The 19,178-nt window shown below is 41.9% G+C and carries 6 protein-coding genes and 1 pseudogene; all 7 read left to right on the forward strand.

The window, feature by feature from the left end:
• Nucleotides 1-80 precede the first annotated feature (80 nt).
• The 7 genes and pseudogenes from VIG27_RS02070 to VIG27_RS02100 all read left to right on the forward strand — a co-directional run bounded on the left by VIG27_RS02070 (nucleotide 81) and on the right by VIG27_RS02100 (nucleotide 19,135).
• Complete coding sequence (locus tag VIG27_RS02070) at nucleotides 81-779, forward strand: class B sortase (protein ID WP_394524839.1); 699 nt, start codon at nucleotides 81-83, stop codon at nucleotides 777-779.
• Nucleotides 780-823: 44 nt separating this feature from the next.
• A pseudogene (locus VIG27_RS02075) lies at nucleotides 824-1,806 on the forward strand (Gfo/Idh/MocA family protein).
• A gap of 188 nt (nucleotides 1,807-1,994) precedes the next feature.
• Nucleotides 1,995-2,705: a Fic/DOC family protein gene (locus VIG27_RS02080; protein WP_394524840.1), complete on the forward strand. Its 711-nt coding sequence runs from the start codon at nucleotides 1,995-1,997 to the stop codon at nucleotides 2,703-2,705.
• Between the two features lie 179 nt (nucleotides 2,706-2,884).
• The gene (locus VIG27_RS02085; protein WP_394524832.1) at nucleotides 2,885-3,535 is read left to right on the forward strand and encodes a hypothetical protein; all 651 of its coding nucleotides are present in this window, start codon (nucleotides 2,885-2,887) and stop codon (nucleotides 3,533-3,535) included.
• Nucleotides 3,536-3,551: 16 nt separating this feature from the next.
• Complete coding sequence (locus tag VIG27_RS02090) at nucleotides 3,552-4,277, forward strand: hypothetical protein (RefSeq protein ID WP_394524834.1); 726 nt, start codon at nucleotides 3,552-3,554, stop codon at nucleotides 4,275-4,277.
• A 225-nt stretch (nucleotides 4,278-4,502) separates the two neighbouring features.
• On the forward strand, nucleotides 4,503-4,967 hold the full coding sequence (gene tnpA, locus VIG27_RS02095; protein ID WP_394524837.1) for an IS200/IS605 family transposase: 465 nt from the start codon (nucleotides 4,503-4,505) through the stop codon (nucleotides 4,965-4,967).
• A 545-nt stretch (nucleotides 4,968-5,512) separates the two neighbouring features.
• Complete coding sequence (locus VIG27_RS02100) at nucleotides 5,513-19,135, forward strand: SpaA isopeptide-forming pilin-related protein (protein WP_394524838.1); 13,623 nt, start codon at nucleotides 5,513-5,515, stop codon at nucleotides 19,133-19,135.
• Nucleotides 19,136-19,178: the final 43 nt, after the last annotated feature.

A 19,178-nucleotide genomic window follows, 5' to 3' on the forward strand; every position in this document is an offset into this window, starting at 1 on the left:
GTACCATTCAAAACAAATCCAAACAGATTGGAAATTTAAAAAAGATATTTTTAATCCTGGTATGGTTGTCAGGAGCACTCATGTTTGGCACAAAATTCATAGATCGTTACAGAACATACCAGGCAGCAGACCAGGAATATAAAGCATTAAATCAAAATATTTGGAACAATAAAAATAAATCTGATTCTCCCCCGCCAGCCTTTCAGCCGTCAACTCCCAGGCGGTCCCTTCACCTTCAACTAAAGAAAATCAATCCAGACTACTTATTCTGGCTGGCCATCCCAGGAACATCAATTAATTATCCCGTAGTAAGAAGCCCCCGCCCCGGTTACTATTTAAACCACACCTTTGGGGGAACTGAAAATCCCAGCGGCTGTCTGTTTATTCAAGAGGATACTCCCGCCCCAGGCAATGGGAATACAGTGATTTTTGGTCACAATATGAAAGACGGAACTATGTTTTCAGATTTAAAAAAGTATAAGGATGAAGAATATTATAAAAATCATGCCATCTTTTATGTGTATGATAAGGAAAGCTGGCATAAAGCTGAAATATTTTCAATTCAAATCAGACACGAGAGTGATTTGGATTGCTATGAAACGGAGTTTCATAATCAAAGCGAAAAGCAGCAATTTATTTACCGCATGGAGGAGTCATCCATACACCCTGCTGTATTTACGCCTTCTGTAGAAGACCCATTCATTTCCCTTTCTTCTTGTTATGGAAAGACCGGGAGAATCATTGTACAGGCATCTATCCTGTGTTATACTGAGGATTAGCAGTATTTGTGAAAAATAAAAAAATCAAACAGGAGGTCTAACCTATGGAAACAATAAAAATCGGTATTTTAGGAGCAGGAAGAATTGCAGCAGTGCTGGCGGATACAATGGTTCAAATGCCAAAAGTGCAGCTCGTGGGAGTTGCTTCCAGAAGTCTTTACAAAGCCCCAGGAATTTGCTTCACGTTTCTCCATCAAAAAGGCTTATGGGTCCTATGAAGAACTGGCAAAGGATCCGGAGATTCAATTGATTTACATCGCGACCCCTCACTCGGAACATTGCAGGAATGCAAAGCTGTGTCTGGAAAATGGGAAGCACGTGCTTTGTGAAAAATCATTTGCAGCCAACGCCTCACAGGCAGAAGAGATGATTGCTCTGGCCAAAGAAAAAAATCTTTTAATTACGGAAGCCATGTGGGTAAGATATATGCCAATGGCCGAGACCATAAGAAAGGTGATAGCTTCCCGGCATTATAGGGGAACCGATGACTCTTACTGCCAATCTCTGTTATCTGGTTTCAGATAAGCCTCGTCTCATTGAACCGGAACTTGCAGGCGGTGCACTGCTTGATGTTGGTGTGTATACTTTAAACTTTGCTTCGCTTATATTTGGAGATGATATTACAGATATTAAGTCCAGTGTGGTTAAGACCGAAACCGGAGTGGATGCACAAAACAGCATTACCCTTACCTACCAGGGAGGTAAGATGGCCATTCTTAACAGTTCGTTACGGGTTATTTCTGACAGGCAGGGAATTATATACGGCACCAAGGGATATATGGTGATTGAGAATATCAACAACTTTGAATCCATAAAGGTTTACGACACGGAACGGAACGTGGTTGAGACATACGAAAGGCCAAAGCAGATCTCTGGTTATGAATATCAGATAGAAGCCAGTGCCGATGCCATTGAAAAGGGACTGACAGAATGTCCTCAGATGCCTCACAAGATTACATTGAATATTATGAACGTAATGGATGAGCTAAGGCGGCAGTGGGGAATCCGTTATCCGTTTGAGGGGTAAAAAAGAGCTTTAATTATCAATCCCGCGTATTGGGTTTAACGAAATAGCAAGGGCTGTTAAAATAAGAAATTTTGCCGGAAATACCATGGTAAATGGATTTGCATTTTATCTGCAATATCTGGAAAAATTCTATAATTTTAACAGCCGTTTTAAAAAGGTTTTTTGTACCGTGAAAATTTTTACTTCAGTTGGCCGAGGCAAATATTGAAGGGGAATTATCTTATGAAGAAGTAGAAGACTTATTATACAAGCGTTATGAGGATGAAACACCGGAAGATATTGAGAGGAGAAACAAAGAGGCAGATCTTGTTGCAGCCAGGATAGCACATATCCTGGACAGCCCTGGCTATCCTCTTCAAATAGCTTCCTTAAAAGCTATTCACCGGGAACTTTTTAAAGATATCTATGATCATGCCGGACAATTTAGGCTGGTAAATATTTATAAGCAAGAGCCAATACTTAATGGTGCAACTGTAAAATATACAAATTACACAGCTTTAGAAGATACCCTTGAATATGATTTTAATGTGGAGAAAAGTAAGAGTTATTCTGGATACACACAAGAGCAGATCATAAAAAGAATAGCATCTTTTACGTCATCTATTTGGCAGGCGCATCCATTTATGGAGGGGAATACACGAACGACAGCCGTATTTATGGAATGTTATCTAAATAATATGGGCTTTCAAGTCGATAATACAATGTTTAAGAATTGTAGCCATTATTTCAGAAATGCTCTGGTTCGTGCTAATTATGCTTTATATGCAAAAGGGATAGTGGAAACCAATGAATTTTTGGAGAAGTTTTATCGAAATTTGCTAATTGGAGGAAAAGATAACTTAAGTAACCGTGAGCTAACGTTAAGAGAATGTTTCATTCAAAAGGATATGGATAGATAGGTTTGATTAAATTTCCATATTATGGTATAGTGAAAAAAGATAAAAAATAACCACCCCGCCTGACAAGTGAGAATGGTTATTTTAGAAAATATTATTTAGGAAACTACCGAAACAGTTACCCTTTGTTAGAATATCATGTATTGATGATTATGTCAATTATGTAACAAAGGGGATAGAGTATGAATATTACGACAGAAAAAGTAAAAGAAGCAGGATATTGGTGCAAGAAAATTATAGAATTAAATCAACAATATCAATCTTGTGAAAATGGAATTAAGCGGCAGAAAAGTTTAGGGTACAAAATAGGCCAGATTATCGTTAGATGGTTTCCTAGCATGTTTATAATACTTATCATAGTGCTTGGAATATTGGTATATCGTCTAATCTTAGCATACCCTATTGAACCACCAAATCCAGATGCTGTACTTTTGAACGAACTTATAGTACCAGCCTGGAGATATTTCGCTATATTAAGTATAATTGATTTTCCCCTATCTTTATTTTGGGGACTTTATAGTACAAATAGGAGTCTCAAAAAGGTAATTCAAAAGAGTGATGAGTTAAAAAAACAGTTGGATAGTGTTGTTAAAGAAAAACTTGAAATTATTAGTATAATTCCTGAAAAATATCGATATCCATTGGCAACGGATTATCTTGCGGATGTATTGATATGTGGAAGAGCAGATACCATGAAAGAGGCGTTGAATCTTTATGAAGAACAAATACATCGCTGGAAAGTAGAAAGTAAAATGGATGCGGTTCTGAAGAGGCAACAAAGCAATAATAACCTATTATGGGCTCATGTTGTAGCTGATATATTGTTTAGGTAAAAAGGGAGGAAATGATATGAAAAAGAGATTAATCGGGGCAATATTATCGACGGTACTTACTGTAACCATGGCAACACCGGCATTTGCGGAAATCATCTGGACTGCAGATAAGCTTCCGGCAGGATATACAACCAATGAGTGGGAGAATAAGGATTTTTATCTTAATGCTGGAACTGCAATTAAGAGAGATACCTATACATTTTATGTTAAAGATTTACATGGTAATCTAATGAAAAATGCTTCATTTGCTGGAGGTTCAAGAACTGATGAAAATGGTGTATTTATTGATGCAACTGGTCATGTATGCTCTTATGGAACTGAACTTGCTGAAATTGAGTATTTTAATTCTGTTCCATATTCACATTCTTCATGGCAGCAAGATTCATCAAAACCATTAAATGAAAATGGAATTAGTAATTACTGGTATGGATCTAGTCGTTCGTCTTCAACAAGTATATGGGAATGGTTAATGGTATCCCCTGATGGTAAACAAGATGGTTTAAAATATGCTTATTGTTTTAATGAATATGGATACCTCTACACTAATACCATTACTCCAGATGGATATCAGGTAAATGAGCTTGGCCAGCTGATGATTGATGGAAAGGTAATGACCAGGAAACCCAATGATGTTACTCCTTGGTATGGATTTGTAAGGTTTCCAATTGGCGCATTAGGTTATGACTATGAATCAAGTGAAAGAGCGTCTCAGACATGGGGAACCCCTAATCCATATTTTTAACAACTAAATAAAATTTCTTTCAAAGACTATCGGTTAATCATAATCGGTAGTCTTTTTTATTATGGGCTTTAGCCTGTTGAACATGGGTGAGTTTCTTTTTAAGAGAAATGAATCCATGTGAAATAATAAACCACCCGCTATGCGGGTGCGAGTCAGTAAGTTATACAAAAAATCACCTTTCCGATTATAATAGAGGTGTCCAAGCCACTATTAAAGAAAGGAAAGGTGATTTCATTGGCGAAGAAAGCCAATGAACTGGCACATACGAAATGGATGTGCAAATATCATATCGTCTTCACACCTAAGTATAGACGAAAAGTAATTTATAATCAATACAAGGAAGATTTGAGAGATGTTTTGAAGCAACTATGCAATTATAAGGGAGTACAAATCTTAGAAGGCCATATAATGCCAGATCATGTACATATGCTGGTAAGTATTCCGCCTAAAATTAGCATATCTAGCTTTATGGGTTATCTGAAAGGAAAATCCGCCCTTATGATGTTTGATCGCCATGCAAACCTAAAGTATAAATTCGGAAACCGACATTTTTGGTCGGAAGGATACTACGTAAGCACGGTAGGACTAAATGAGGACACCATCCGAAAATATATAAAGGAGCAGGAGAAAGCGGATATTTTACAAGATAAACTAAGTGTAAAAGAATACGAGGACCCTTTTAAGGGTTAGTCGGTATTACAAAGGCCCCTTCAGGGGTGGCAACGAGTCAAAAGCATAGTGGCTTGAACGAAGTGAAAGCCAGCGCCTTGAGACGCTGGCCTAGTATCAAAGGGTTATACCCTTTTCACAAGCCACCCGTTTTACGGGTGGTCTTGACTGCAATTAAGAGGAAAAAAATGAAAAATATTTTACAGAGACTTGAAATAAAGAGAAAAACAGCTGGACTTATGGCTTTAATCTTAACAACAATGGCGTTTTTACCATATATTCCTGAGAACATAGTTTCATTTGCAGATTATGCGCAAATCATTGAACCAGCAGCATGGGTATCCTGGGATTCTAGTGTTTATGGAGCAGAAGCAAGTTCTAGGGGTTACACGCCTACTGGACTTATGTATGAAACTAAATGGATCAATTTAAAGGATAATGCAGGTTATGTATTTCCAGCAGGAGCTAAGCAATATCTGGTTGAAAATAAGCAAAATAGTAATGGCGCCTTTAGCGAGTTTGACAAAACCTTTCTATATTGTGTACAAGGTCATACAGAGAATGCCATGATATACCTTGGAAGCCAGGCATTTCTTGATAATTACTGGACCGCAGATAAAAGGCCACCATTATTTCCAAAAAAAATAGGAGATGAAAAAAGAGAAAAATTCAATTTTTTAATGAATGTATATGCTACCCACATGGGAAGCAATGACAGCATAGAAGCCTGTAATGATGCTAATGCTGGGACTTCCCAATACATTATTGCATCTATTATTAACTGGATTGCGGCAGATGAATGTGGCTTTACTGGTGACTGGGAACATGATATAAGTGCGTTCCGTGAAAGTGACAATTATAAGGCCGTGTTAATGCAGTTAAATCCCAATGCAGTCGGGGACCGCTCCATTTATAATCAGCTCTCCAATACGCAAGTGGCGCCAGAGTATGCAGCAAGAGGCTGTAAGAACTGGGCTGAGTGGACCTTTGGTAATGTATGGGATGCAGCTACTATTACTAAGGACTTTGAAGAAGATTCCGGTGAAACCGTTTACTTTGCTAAAATGGATCATCCTACGGATGCTTATACCATTACCATTCCATATCCTAATGATGTTGTAAAAGGTTATTATCAGAGACTATCTGCAAAAGACCTTTTTGGGGACTGGACCTACAGTGGACCAACGGACGCAGGTCTTGTATTTACTTCCCTATCTGGTGATGTACCTGATAATGGGCAAGGAATTGGAACTCTTTATTGGGCAAATCAAAGTCAGGTAGGTGCTACCTTAGCAAAAGATATCGGTTCGGCCCAACTTGCAACTTTTAAGTTTTATACAAGAAATCCTAATAGTAAAGATGGAAGTTATGCTTTTGATATTTCTCAGACATACTTTGCAGCCAAGATGGATAAAGACTTAGAGGTCCATGTGCGTATTGGATCTGGAGGATCAGGAAAAGTACAGCGTTTTAAACATACAGAAGGATTTGGTGCCAGTTATAACGTGGGTATTCTGAAGTTTGATTCTGAAACAGGAAAGCCCTTGGCCGGTTCTCATTGGGATATCTTAGAAAAATTCGATGATTCCCAGCTTGACAGCACCGATCTGGATTTAGAGAGTCCAGGAGATTACTCTTCCAATACTGGCTCATTAACCGGCGCATCATGGGAAGAAGATGAAGGAAGCGATGAAGATCGAATTTCTACAAACTACAGTGGAGACATGGGATTAAACGATTCCGAATCGAACTTATATAACCAGGCCAATTCCTCCAGTTCCCAGTTTGAACGATGGACAGACCCGGAAAATGATCCCTGCAACGCTGATGAACATATTACAGATGAAAACGGAGAACTCCATTACGTTGACTCCCAGGGAAATATTCATCGTAAAGTCGCTCATTCCGATGCAAGAAGCTATACCTATGAAAAGGGCTATTGCAGTGGCCATCCGGCCCCTGTCGTAGAGTATGAAGAAGTCCCGGAGCCGGAATATGACGAAGAAACCGGAGAGCAGACCAATGAGGATGAGATCGAAGCGGTAGAAGAATATAACCAGCAGCTTCATGACAGTGCATGGGCCGAGTGGCTGGCCGGGGTGGAAGAGTGTGAGCGGTTAGTGGAAGAAGGTGGTTTCTTTCATGCCATTGATCCAACTGGAAAGACCCAAAAGGAAGCCTTGGAAAAGGACCGGGATCAGTTCTACAAAGACTTCATTTCCTTAACCTATGAATACTCTGCAAAGGAAACGACCCCAGCACCTGGCTATTCTCTTCACGGAAGTCATCCGGATGATATTCCTCTGGAATGGCGAACTGTATCATCAAGTGAATTTAAGAGCTATCAGTCTTCCGGCATGGATCACACCGGGAGTTCGGAAGATGGACCGGACATGGAAGCGGACTCTATATCTTCTGGTACACCTCTCGAACAGCAATCAACCCCAATCTCCAAACAGCAGTTTCTTATGGGATTTGGTGCATTGGATCAAGTAACTCCAAATGATCAGAAAGAAGTTATTATTTCCAGTGACAGATCAGAGGAGGAAATACCAGTAGAACATGATACCGAGGCTCCGTCTGAAGCAAATACTGAAACACAATCGGAAACCGGAGCAGAAACACAGCCGGAGATAGAAGAGGAAACACAAAAGGAAACCGAGGCAGAAACACAGCCGGAGACAGAAGAGGAAACACAAAAGGAAACCGAAGCAGAAACTCAGTCAGAAACCAAAGGTGAGGTACCGGCAGAGACAGAGACAGAATCAGAGACCCTGGAAGAACCCAAAACTGAAATACCACCAGAAACAGTAAGTGAGAATCTACCAGAAGCCATTTCAGAGACACAGGTTATGGAACTTCCAGAGCCTGTAAAAAAACAGAAGGCAACCCCTTCTCAGGTAGAAGTCGTCAACGGTGGAATCTCTTTTACCGGCTTTTTTGAAGGAGTCAAAAATAGCGTTCAGTTTCTGGCAAATAAGACAAAAGCACTTTTCCGCTTATCAGATGACGATGATGGGGATAGAGGCGGATCATCATCACTTTCCTCTCTTCCGGAATCTACGGAAACAAGCCGAATAAATCCCCTTGAATCATCCATCAAGGACTGGACCTTTATCGCTTATGATCATCGAACAAAAGGAGAAATCCACTTTAATAAAAAAGATATGGATTTAAAGGCTGGGGAATCTGATTCTTTCAATGCTTATGGGGATAGTCAAGGTGATGGAACTTTAGAAGGAGCCGTTTACGGATTGTTTGCGGCAACCGATATTTTTCACCCGGATGGGCATTCCGGTATCCTCTTTAAAAAGGACAACCTGGTATCCATAGCAACAACTGACCGAAACGGAGATGGAAGCTTTCTGGCTATTACTCAGGCTCCTGGCTATACATTTAATTATCAAAACGGAACAATTGTAAAAACCTCTGATGGCTGGGCAAATTCTGCACCAACGAACCTTTACACTGCGATGGGAAAAGCTATTGGAAAGGAATCTGATATGGAACGTTTTAGCGGTCACACAGAAAGGGGAAGCAGCATTTCCCTTACGGACAGCCGGAACGAAACCTCAACAGGCTATGAAAAGCTTTCCTCCAATCAGGGAAAGGACGGAACAGGAGAAAGCAACCATTCCTATCCTATCAAGAACAACGAAGCATTAAACGGCAATTGCTGGATCGGTCAGCCTTTGATTGTCAATGCGGATGGAACCCAGTATTACATCAAGGAACTGACTCGTTCGGAAGGCTATGAACTTTCTGTTTATGGAAAGGATGCAGCCGTCAGCAACAAGGAGGCATTTGAAGCCGGTGGAAATCCTTCGGCAGAGGGAACTGTATCTGCCGGAAGCATTGGAATCGACAGGGTAAAGCATGTTAATACCTTTACGGTAAAAAGTAATGGAACGATAAACGGATACCGGATCTATGCACAAAATATTCCGGAGGGAGCCACGTTTTATATTACCAGAAGTGAGGTTGTAGAAGATCCAAAGGGGACGCATACGGAATATGTGACCAGGGAGGAAACCGCCCTGGCAGAAGAAGCCGGAGCAAGAGTCATTATAAATGGTTCCAGCGTGGAAGCGAAAGCAGGGGATACGGTAACACTTCCCAATGGTGAAAGTGCCGTAGTAAGCCAGGTTTCTGATCCGGAGTATGATTACACTTCAGTCCGCCCGGATAATGCCCTCCGTTATACCATTCCTACCTTTGAGGATAAGAAGAATACAGAGGATCTAATGGAAGATGCCAATGAAGCACTGAAAATAGCTTCCTTTAAAGAACCGGATGAGGGTGCCCCCTGGATTTTGATTCCCCTGGAGGGAGAAACCTTTGAAGAACAGGCAAAGAGCCTCTATGAAGGAATGGAAGAAGCCGGTCTTTCCGTTTTTAACTGCTTGCGAGTGCAGGATGTCACCGATGGAAAAGCCGTGATTCGTTACTCCTACCGGGTAGGAAATTCTGTATCCTCCGGTGTTTATGATGAAGTAAACAAATTGACTTATATCAAGAAATCTCTGGACTACAAGATTAATGGAACTGAGGTTTCTGGCTATATCTATGTTCCATACACCTTGGACCAGTTAGCAGATTATAAAGAAAATGGAAACGGATTTCTTACCTTTGCAAAAGTAAGAGCAGGAGAACTTTCAAAGAAACAGGCAGTATTCCCGGAGGATCTATCTGCAATTACGATCAAAGAAAGCCCGGAACACACTTACTGGGTGTATGGCCAGGGAGAACCGCTCCGGAATAATGATGGCAGCATTAAGAAAATTATGGTGGAAGAAGAAGTTCAGGTTGCGCCAGGATATGAACTGAAGGATGTGGACACCCCGGTAGCCGCTATATATGACGGAAAAGGCTATACCATTAATGCAGGGGGAGAGGAAGGGAATGCTTCTACTGATTATAAAATCAAATATGAGGATACTTTTGTAGAAGGGTCCAATATCACGCCAGAGGAATATACCGGTTATTACGGAAATATTTCTGTATCTCCCAACATGTCCGGTGCCGGAACTTTTATTGAAACAGTGACCCTCCGGTATGGCTGGAACCAAATTTATTCTGACGGAGGAACTCGTAATAATAATATATCCGTTGAGGAGCGCCCCATCCTTCAGAAAATCAAGATCACAAAGGACATCTCTGTAAAGGAGGATGGCACTTATGAAAATAACACGTATGCGAATACCGACATTGAAGATCATTACACTGAAAATGGAGGTGGAACCGGAAATAATGCAAAGTATTTAAAGAACTTCCGGTTTAAAGCGTATTTAAAATCCAACTTAGAACGGCTTTATCGGGCCGAAGATGGAACCATTCTCTGGCAGGACCGGAATGGAAATCCGGTGGATATCAAAGCATACCGGAACACATTCCCGGAAAAGGTGCAAAAGGTCTATACAAACGTAGACCACCAGACTAATCCGCTTATAAAAGATTCCAATAAAGCAGCCATTGCCAACAAGGAACTGTACGGTTTTTCAAATGGTTTAATTAATGCAGAACAGAACAATGGATATACGGCAGTCCTGGAAAAAACGATCCAAACAATCAAAGATGAGGAAGGAAAGGAAATATCCGTCAGTCGTTACAACTATGAAAAGTTCTTTGATGCCATAAAAGTGGCCAATGAAGACCGGTGGGACCGAACAGACAATGACAGCACTTCTTTTAAGCCGTTTGCCTGGATTAAAAAACTCCTGTTTGGAACCGGTGGAGGGGAGACACAGTATCCAGCAATTCATAACAATCCAGACATGAAAAACAGTATTAACACCTCTGAAGAAGCTGAAAACAATTCCCAGCGTTCGGATCATGTCCGCCAGTTTGCCATCACCTGGTACTTGGATGATGAAGTTGCAAAGCTTGTAAAGAAGAATCCGGCTGGAGAAACCGAAGGCATCGCAGGAAGTGAAACGTATTCTGATGAAATTTATGATAAGGCGTTGTCCGAAGCAATTAAAAAGGCAGAGAATTATTTAAAACCATTCTTCAGCTATGACCTTGATGAAATTTATTCCATTGCCTGGGACAGCGAAGCAGAGGGAGGAAAGGACAAAGATACAACGACCCTAAGCGCCGACCAGGAAGATGCAGAGGCCCGGTATTGTTACGGAGTATCCGAATATCTCCCCTACGGAACCTATGTGGCCGTAGAACAGCAGCCTTTTAACAAGGATTTGGGGGATCTTTTCAATAAGCATTACAAAACAGATGCCCCGAAAGAAATTGAACTTCCCTCCGTCTACGAGGAAGGAAAATCCGGATCAGACAAAACCCCGGAGGAGTTGGCCATTTATTACCGTTATAACGAAATGGATACTGTTTCCCAGCTTTCTTCCAAATACCACATCCGATTTAATGAGGAATGGCCTGGAGAGAGTGCAGAGGACAAGCGAACGTATGTGATCCGGGCGCATAGCCGGTTAGGAGATTATGAGATTTTTCCTTATGGTCTGGACCTTCAGGCAATTTCCGGTTCCGCTGCTGGTGATCCTTCCGGAAAAGGACATTTTACCATCACGCAGGAAAAAAACGATCCGGGAAAAGATTATTACAATACCATGGTTGATCCGGTAGAAAACGGAGGAAATTCAAATAGCCATTACCAGGGCGATGATGGAAATGCCGGAAAGGAAGCCCCTAACGGCACCACCTATGAAACCGATGGAGTGGAAAAAATATACCACTATGGATCAATATCAGAAGATAAGCAGATCTATGATCAGGTTGCATTTCCTGGTGAAAAAGGAGAAGTCCATAAGGATCATGTGACTGCCATGGAAGGGATGCAGACCGCTTATGATGGCAAATATGCCTCTATGCTGGTTCCCTGGACGGTTACGGAGCCAGCGGATGAATTAACTGATACCAAACAAAATGAAAATGGTACATCAAGCTATAAAGGGTATGGTTATCGGAAATTTACAAATACCTTTTATACAAGCCGGTTAAGAATCGAAAAACTGGATTCGGAGACCGGAGAAAACATCTTACATGACGGTGCCTTGTTTGCCCTCTATGCCGCTTCCAGAGAGGATGGAGAGACGACAGACGGCCTGGTAAAGTTCTATGAGACAGATACCCGCATCAACGGCTCTAAGGAGTTTTTGACAGCCATGGGAGCGAAAAAAATCAGTAAGATTGGTGCCACATGGACGGGAATCGTTCCGGCAGGAACCCCAATCTGTGAGGAAACAAAGCAAGTGATTCTTGCCGATCAGGAAGGAAGAAGAACAGGACAGTTTGAAGCCTTCGCCACAACAAGAGATGGCCTACAGGCAAAGGAAGAGGATGAGACAAGTACTGAAAATCAGGATCAGAACACCGGATATCTTGTGACACCCCAGCCCCTTGGAGCCGGAAGCTATGTCCTTTGTGAAATCAAGCCTCCGGCAGGCTATGTGAGAACAAAGCCGGTAGCCATTGAAGTTTATTCCGATAAAACCACCTATTATCTGGACGGAAACCGGGATAAAAGAGTAGCGGCAGCAATCTATGAGAATCAAGGTGAAAATGAAACATTAAAAGAAGATACGGCCAGGATCTATGTAGCAAATACGCCCATTCGCCTAGAGGTATCAAAAATCAAGGATTCTAATCAAACGGTCACTTACAAAACTGATACCAGGCTGGAAGGAACGGAACTGGAATTAAAGAAAAAGTACGGGATGGAAAACCTGGAATTTGCTTACAAGAACGGAACTTATTTAGGCTATGCCTGGTACAAGGGAACCATAGAAACCCTTCAGTCCAGAAAGGATGCCGGTGAGGATGTGGAACTGGTGTACATAGACGGTGTGTTTGCCGGTTACGGTCTGATCTCCAGGCCCCTGGATACCGCCGATGATCAAAACCGTTACGTTGCCGGTGCAAAGATGACCCTTTATGATGCCATAGAGATCAAGGAAAATGGAGACAGCGGTGATTACGGATATGATGGTGTGGAAGTAACCAGGGACCGGAATAATAATGTGCAGTCCATAAAGGTAAAAAAGGGATACGCTGGAAATACCGTAGAATTTATTAAAAAAGACGATCCGGAAGAAAGCCTTGCAGGAGGAACCGGAGAAGGCACCTGGACGTACCAAACCATTGACCGGGGGGACACAGACATTCTTTTCTATTCCCTGGCCAATCTTACGGTAATGGAAACCGGTACGGATGGAACTGTTTACGGCTATGACAGGAATGGAACTAAGGTCCAGGCAAAAAATAAGGAATCCTTATTCCTCCTAAAAGCAGGAAAACCAGTCTTTGAGCTGGCCGGTGGGGATTTAACCACTGTCCGCTACATAAAGGCAGACAAGCGCCTAGAACTTCCTTTGGGAGCAACGCTTTATCATTTAGATGGAGAAGGAAACCGGGATGCATATGTCGATCCAACTACTGGAATGGCCTACTCTAAAGAAGGGGATAAGTTTCTGGTATGGCCGGTAAAGCTATCAAAGAATAAAACCGGAGCAATTATCGCCAGGGAAAAGATTAAAACCTACCGGATCGCTTCAATCAATGCAGACACAGATCAGGAGTATACTACCGGAACGTACCAGGGGAAAACCTTTATAAAGAGCATGAATCCAGTATTAAACGGCCACGGCTTACCGGAGTATTATCAGAAATCCAATAAAACCTATAAAAAGGGAGATCCTATTTATGACATTGATGGAGATTATGTTCGATACCGGTATGATGATCTCTTAGATGCTTTCAATAAGGCCGCTTACCGGATTAATGATAAGGCCGGAAAAGATGCCATTGGAAACGAAGAAGATACCACCGACGATCCGAAGCTCTATCATCGCCAGGGGGAAGCCAGGATAATAGAAAACTCCTGGACTACCGGAGATAAATATACAAACGATGATTTACGATTTGAGGTTACGGTTGGACAAGCAGATATGCTAAAGCGTGTAATTCCAGGAACATACATCATGGAAGAGGTAAAAGCACCTTCCGGCTATCGAAAAGGATTCCCCCAGGGAATTACCGTAGAGGAAACCAAAAAAGTACAAACCACCGGAATGGAAGATCCTAAGATCAAAGTAGAGATCACAAAGACCGATGCGGCCAGTCAGTACCGGATACCAATTATCAGTGACTACCAGAATGGCCTGATTGTGACAGAACCCAAAGGCTCTTACAGCTATAATCTGATCAACGGTGCACATCTGGCACTTTATAAAGCCAAAAGAGTTTCCACTACGGACATCCACACCTATCCCAAAGGTTATTACCTGGTCAAAGAAGAAAACAAACCGGCAGAGTGGACCGTAGAAAGTACGAAAAATAATGCACCGGTGCGGATTGTAGCTGACTGGATTACCGATGGAAAAGCCAAGTACTTTGAAGGAATCCCGGCCGGAGATTACATTCTGGAGGAATCAGAAGCAGCAACCGGGTATGTAAGAACTTCTATGGAGATAACGGTAAAAGCTGCCGGGGATGTTCAGACCATCAACGTAACCAATGATCACACGAAGCTGGAGGTCTATAAGTACTTCTTAGACAACAAGGGAGTTAAGACCCTTCTGCCAAACGATCATGCGGCTGGATTGGCCATATATGAAGCCAAAACAGACCAGGATGGAAACATTTTAATGGAAGGAGGAAAGCCCCAGTATGATGAGTCAAAGAAAGTAGATCAGTGGACCACAGACGATTTAAGCCAATACACAGAGTTGACGGAAAAGAGCAAGAAGCTTGTGGACCGCATGAAAGGCTTTCTTGGCATTACCGATAATAAATCCAGTTTCCTTACCGATTTTGAAGCCGCTTACCGGGAAAAGGGAGAAGATCTTACCTATCTTACCTGGTACACCAAAGCTGGAAAGCGGAGTGCAGAACGGACAGAAAGCAAACCAACTGGAAAGGGAGAAAGCATCACCCAGACCTGGACCACCGATACCGGGGCGGTAATCCGAATCACCATTTACCGGAACGTGACAAACGGTGCCCTTGACCCCAATGGAAAGCTGCCACTCAACTTTGAATACCAGTTTAACTACCAAGAGAATGAGGGAATAAAAACCTATGACACTTTACAGGGAATGCATCGTCTGGATTATCTGCCTCTGAATGCAGAAAAGGACGGGAAAAAGATCGGGGCGTATGTTCTGGTGGAAGAAAAAGTTCCGGAAGGATTTGAACCGGCTAATCCAAAAGCCATAGTCATTCACGAAACAGGAGCCATACAGCGAGTCAGCTTACAAAATGAAGAGAAGTTCATTAACGTCTTAAAGGTTGTCACAGATGGAACAAATCAGTACGCAGCCGAAGGAGCCGAACTTGCTCTATACCGGGCCGATGAAGCAGGAAATTTAGTAAAGGATGAAGCACACCTTATAGAAACCTGGATCTCCGGAACAGACGGACGCTACACCAAAGAAGACCAGTTTAATGACAAAATCATAGAAGGGTTTAAGGTTGGAGATTTAAAGCCTCACCGGATCAGCAAGGTTGCATATGGAACGTACTTCATCGTAGAAGTTACCCCGCCACCTTACATGCAGAAAGCAGATCCCGTGAAGATAGAAGTGGGAGCAGAAAAGATTCCGGTTTACCGGATCACCAATATTCCTACTGTTGGAGCATTGGAAATTCATAAAAAAGCTTCTGATACCAATGAGGGATTAGAAAATGCCCGTTTTAAAGTAACCAACACAGATACGGGAACAGTCTGGTACATGACAACCGGCACTGAAGGAAACGCTGTTTTAAAAGAGCTCCCCGTTGGTGAAGTCCAGACAGATGGAACCATAACGCCTTATACCTATGTTATAGAAGAAATTTCCCCACCGGATTTTTACCAGATTTATGAGGGAAAAAAGAAATTCCAATTTGACGGAAAAGGGAACGAAAAAGAGATACTTTATTCCTGTGAAATTGAGAATAAACCAACACAAATATTTTTTAAAAAGACAAACTTTGATACAGGAATGGCTATTGAAGGTGCGAAGATAGCAGTGTATGAGGCAATAGCCATTGACGGAGAATATCAAAAGAATGGAGGAGCCATAGCAACGGTCCTTTCCGGGGAAGACGGCTTTACTCTAAAGAAAAAACTAAAAGCAAGCCAGGTCTACATCATGGAGGAGTTAAAGGCTCCGGCTGGATATGCTGTGTCAAAACCAGTGATCTTTACCGTAAATAAAGCAGGAACAGGTATCCAGAATGTATCCAATAATTTTCATGTATTAAAACTTGCCAGTGAAAACGGAGCCATTGAAGCGCTTACCGTAACCGGCCGGGTACCGGTAAAGGTATATACCATTTTAAAGGATCTGGATACCGGCTATGAATTGCCCGCCTTAATAGGAACCGGAGAAAATCAAACCGTAACCGCCATGGATGGAATTACCGAAGGTCATTTATATGAAATCACAGAGTATACCAGATATTCGGATGGAAGGTCTGAGAAATCCTTTAAGGAAACCAGGCGGATCTACTTTGACGAAAACGGAACCTACACCTTACCTTCCAGGACGTACCTGGGAACCAGAGAGAACTTAACGGATGGGGAAGGAAACGTTCTGGCCAGCTGGGCAGTCAACGAGGAAAACCACGAGTATACGATTCTGAATCCCGTTGTGAAAGAAATACCAATAGCCAAAGTAACAAGCAGCATCGGGGCGGATTATGAAGCGGTGAAAGCAGGAAGTGTCATAAAGTACTCTATTACTTACACCAACACCTACGACCACCCGGCAGATATCCGGATCAAAGCGATCCTAACAGATGGACTGGAATATTTAAGATCTACCGATTATGGAACCGAGCAGAACGGAATTATCACATGGAATCTTAGGGATGTTGCTGCCCATGAAAGCGGTACCGTGGAAGTGGTCGCGACCATAAATGGAGAGACAGGAACACAGGCAAAAGCGTGGTTTGAAACAAAAGTAAATGCCGTATCAAAGCGCACAGCCCTGGCAAACCCCATTGTACCGGACGGATCTATTACCATTGTAAACAAGCTGACCGGTACCGGAATACCCGGTAGTACGGGGCACTCTGAAAGTCAAACCGATTCCTTTAAATACCATGTGAAGCTTACCGATCAGAATGGAGTTGTTTTAACTGGATACCAGGCATTTGGAGGCTCCGTGGAGGGGCGGATCAAGGGAGAGGGAACCATTACCCTGACGGGAGATGGATATATAACGTTTGCCGGACTCCCTTACGGAACCAAATATGAAATAAGCCAGGAATCAGCAGACAACTATGAACTGGAAGGAGGGACTATAACCGGAGAGATACAAAAAGCGTTACAGAGCGCCGTATTTAAAAATAATCAGGATGACAAAGTGATCCGGGAGCTTTTGACAGCTGGAGGGACTTATCAGTTGACAGAAACCACGATCTACAGTGATAAAAGCAATGTTACCACCGGGATATACCGGTTTACCATTAATAGCTCCGGCATGGTTGATAATGTAGATATGGAAGATAAGCCGGTGAATCTGAACTTTGTAAAGGTTGATAGAGACACCAATAAAATCATAAACGGCGGGAATTACAGCCTGATTGATAAAAATAGTGGAGAAGTCCTTCATGAATTTACCGTAGAAAATAGTACACCAGTCACAATTCCTTCAGAACTTATTACTCCAGGACAGGAATATGTATTCCGGGAAGATTTCCCACCAGAAGGTTATGCCTTTGAAAAGGAAATTCACTTTATTGCAGATGAAAATGGGATATCGGAAACAATCATTATGGAGGATAAGCAAACAGATATTAGCATTATAAAAATAGATGAAGAAACTGGTGAACCTCTCACCGGCGGACGTTTTGTAATCAGGGAAAAGGAAACCGGCAAGGTTATAAAATCCTTCTCCCAGGAAGGAAAGTCCTGCCAATTAAAAGGGATTTTGATCGCAGGGAGAACGTATGAGTTAATTGAAGAGGAAGCTCCGCCTGGCTATGCCTATACCCAAAACGTGGAGTTTACGATTCCCAGGAAAGCTGTACCCCTTAAAATAACAATGACGGATAAAATGACAGAGGTTGTCATAAAAAAACTATCATATAGCAGCTCAGAAAGTACCCCGTCACAGGCGGAAAAGCAAATGCCGGGAAATACCCTGCAAATATTAAATGAAGATAAATCCCCAGCTAAGGCAATAAGAAATGCCTCATATGTAAACGTTGGAGATAATCTTATTTTTCAAACGTCAGATCAATTTGAACAAATCAAAGGGCAGTTGATTGCCGGAAATAAATATTGGCTGCATGAGATACAGCCTGCAAAAGGATTCTCTTATTCGGAAGACGTCCCTTTTACTGTTAATAAAAATGGCAGCAGGGATACAGTAATCATGATCAATCACCCAACACATATGATACTGTCAAAAAAGTCCATAACAGGCCAAAACGAGCTCCCCGGCAATCAGATGAGTGTTAGAAATAAAAGTGGATCTATTGTAGATGAATGGATTTCTACAGACCAGCCTCATCAGATAATTGGTGATCTAAAAGCAGGAGAAACCTATTATTTCTGTGAGGAAAAGCCCAAAAGCGGATACGCATATTCAGAACCTGTTACATTTACTGTAAAACGTAATAATAGTATTACCATGGCAGAAATGAGAAACGACACAACAAGAATAAAAATTTCTAAAATTGATGGAAAGGGGAAAATGCTGGAAGGAGCAGTTTTGCGCATTCTGGACGAAGCGGGGAATGTAATAGTAAAAGACTTTATAACCGGTATGGAAGCGGTCAATATAAATGGAGTCCTGGATGCTGGCAGGAAGTACATTCTTAATGAGGTAAAAGCACCAGAGGGATATCTTTCCGCTCCTGATGTAGAATTTATCGTTCCCAAAGAGGCAAAACAGCTGGATGTTTTTATGACGGACTTAAAGGTTCCCGGAACCAAAGGAAATGATCCTGAACCAGTGCCACCCCCACCCCCTGAACCTGATCAGCCTGAAAATAAGGTTAAAGTAGGAAAAATTACAGCAACATACGTTAAAGATCCTTTTAATCCTGCATGGCTGGAATTAATTTACGGAAAAGTAAAAGGAAAGCGGGGGGAGAAAACAGGAGATAATACTCCGGTTGTATTCTGGATCTTCGGAATATTGATTTGCCTTTCCGGGGCATTTATTACATTGAAAAGTGGAAAGCACAGAACAAATAAAACGGATAGTGACCTTAGTAAATGAAGCTAAATCATATATTATCTAAAAGTAGTACCATTCAAAACAA

Source organism: Lacrimispora sinapis (assembly GCF_043633585.1).
Lineage (GTDB): Bacteria > Bacillota > Clostridia > Lachnospirales > Lachnospiraceae > Lacrimispora > Lacrimispora sinapis.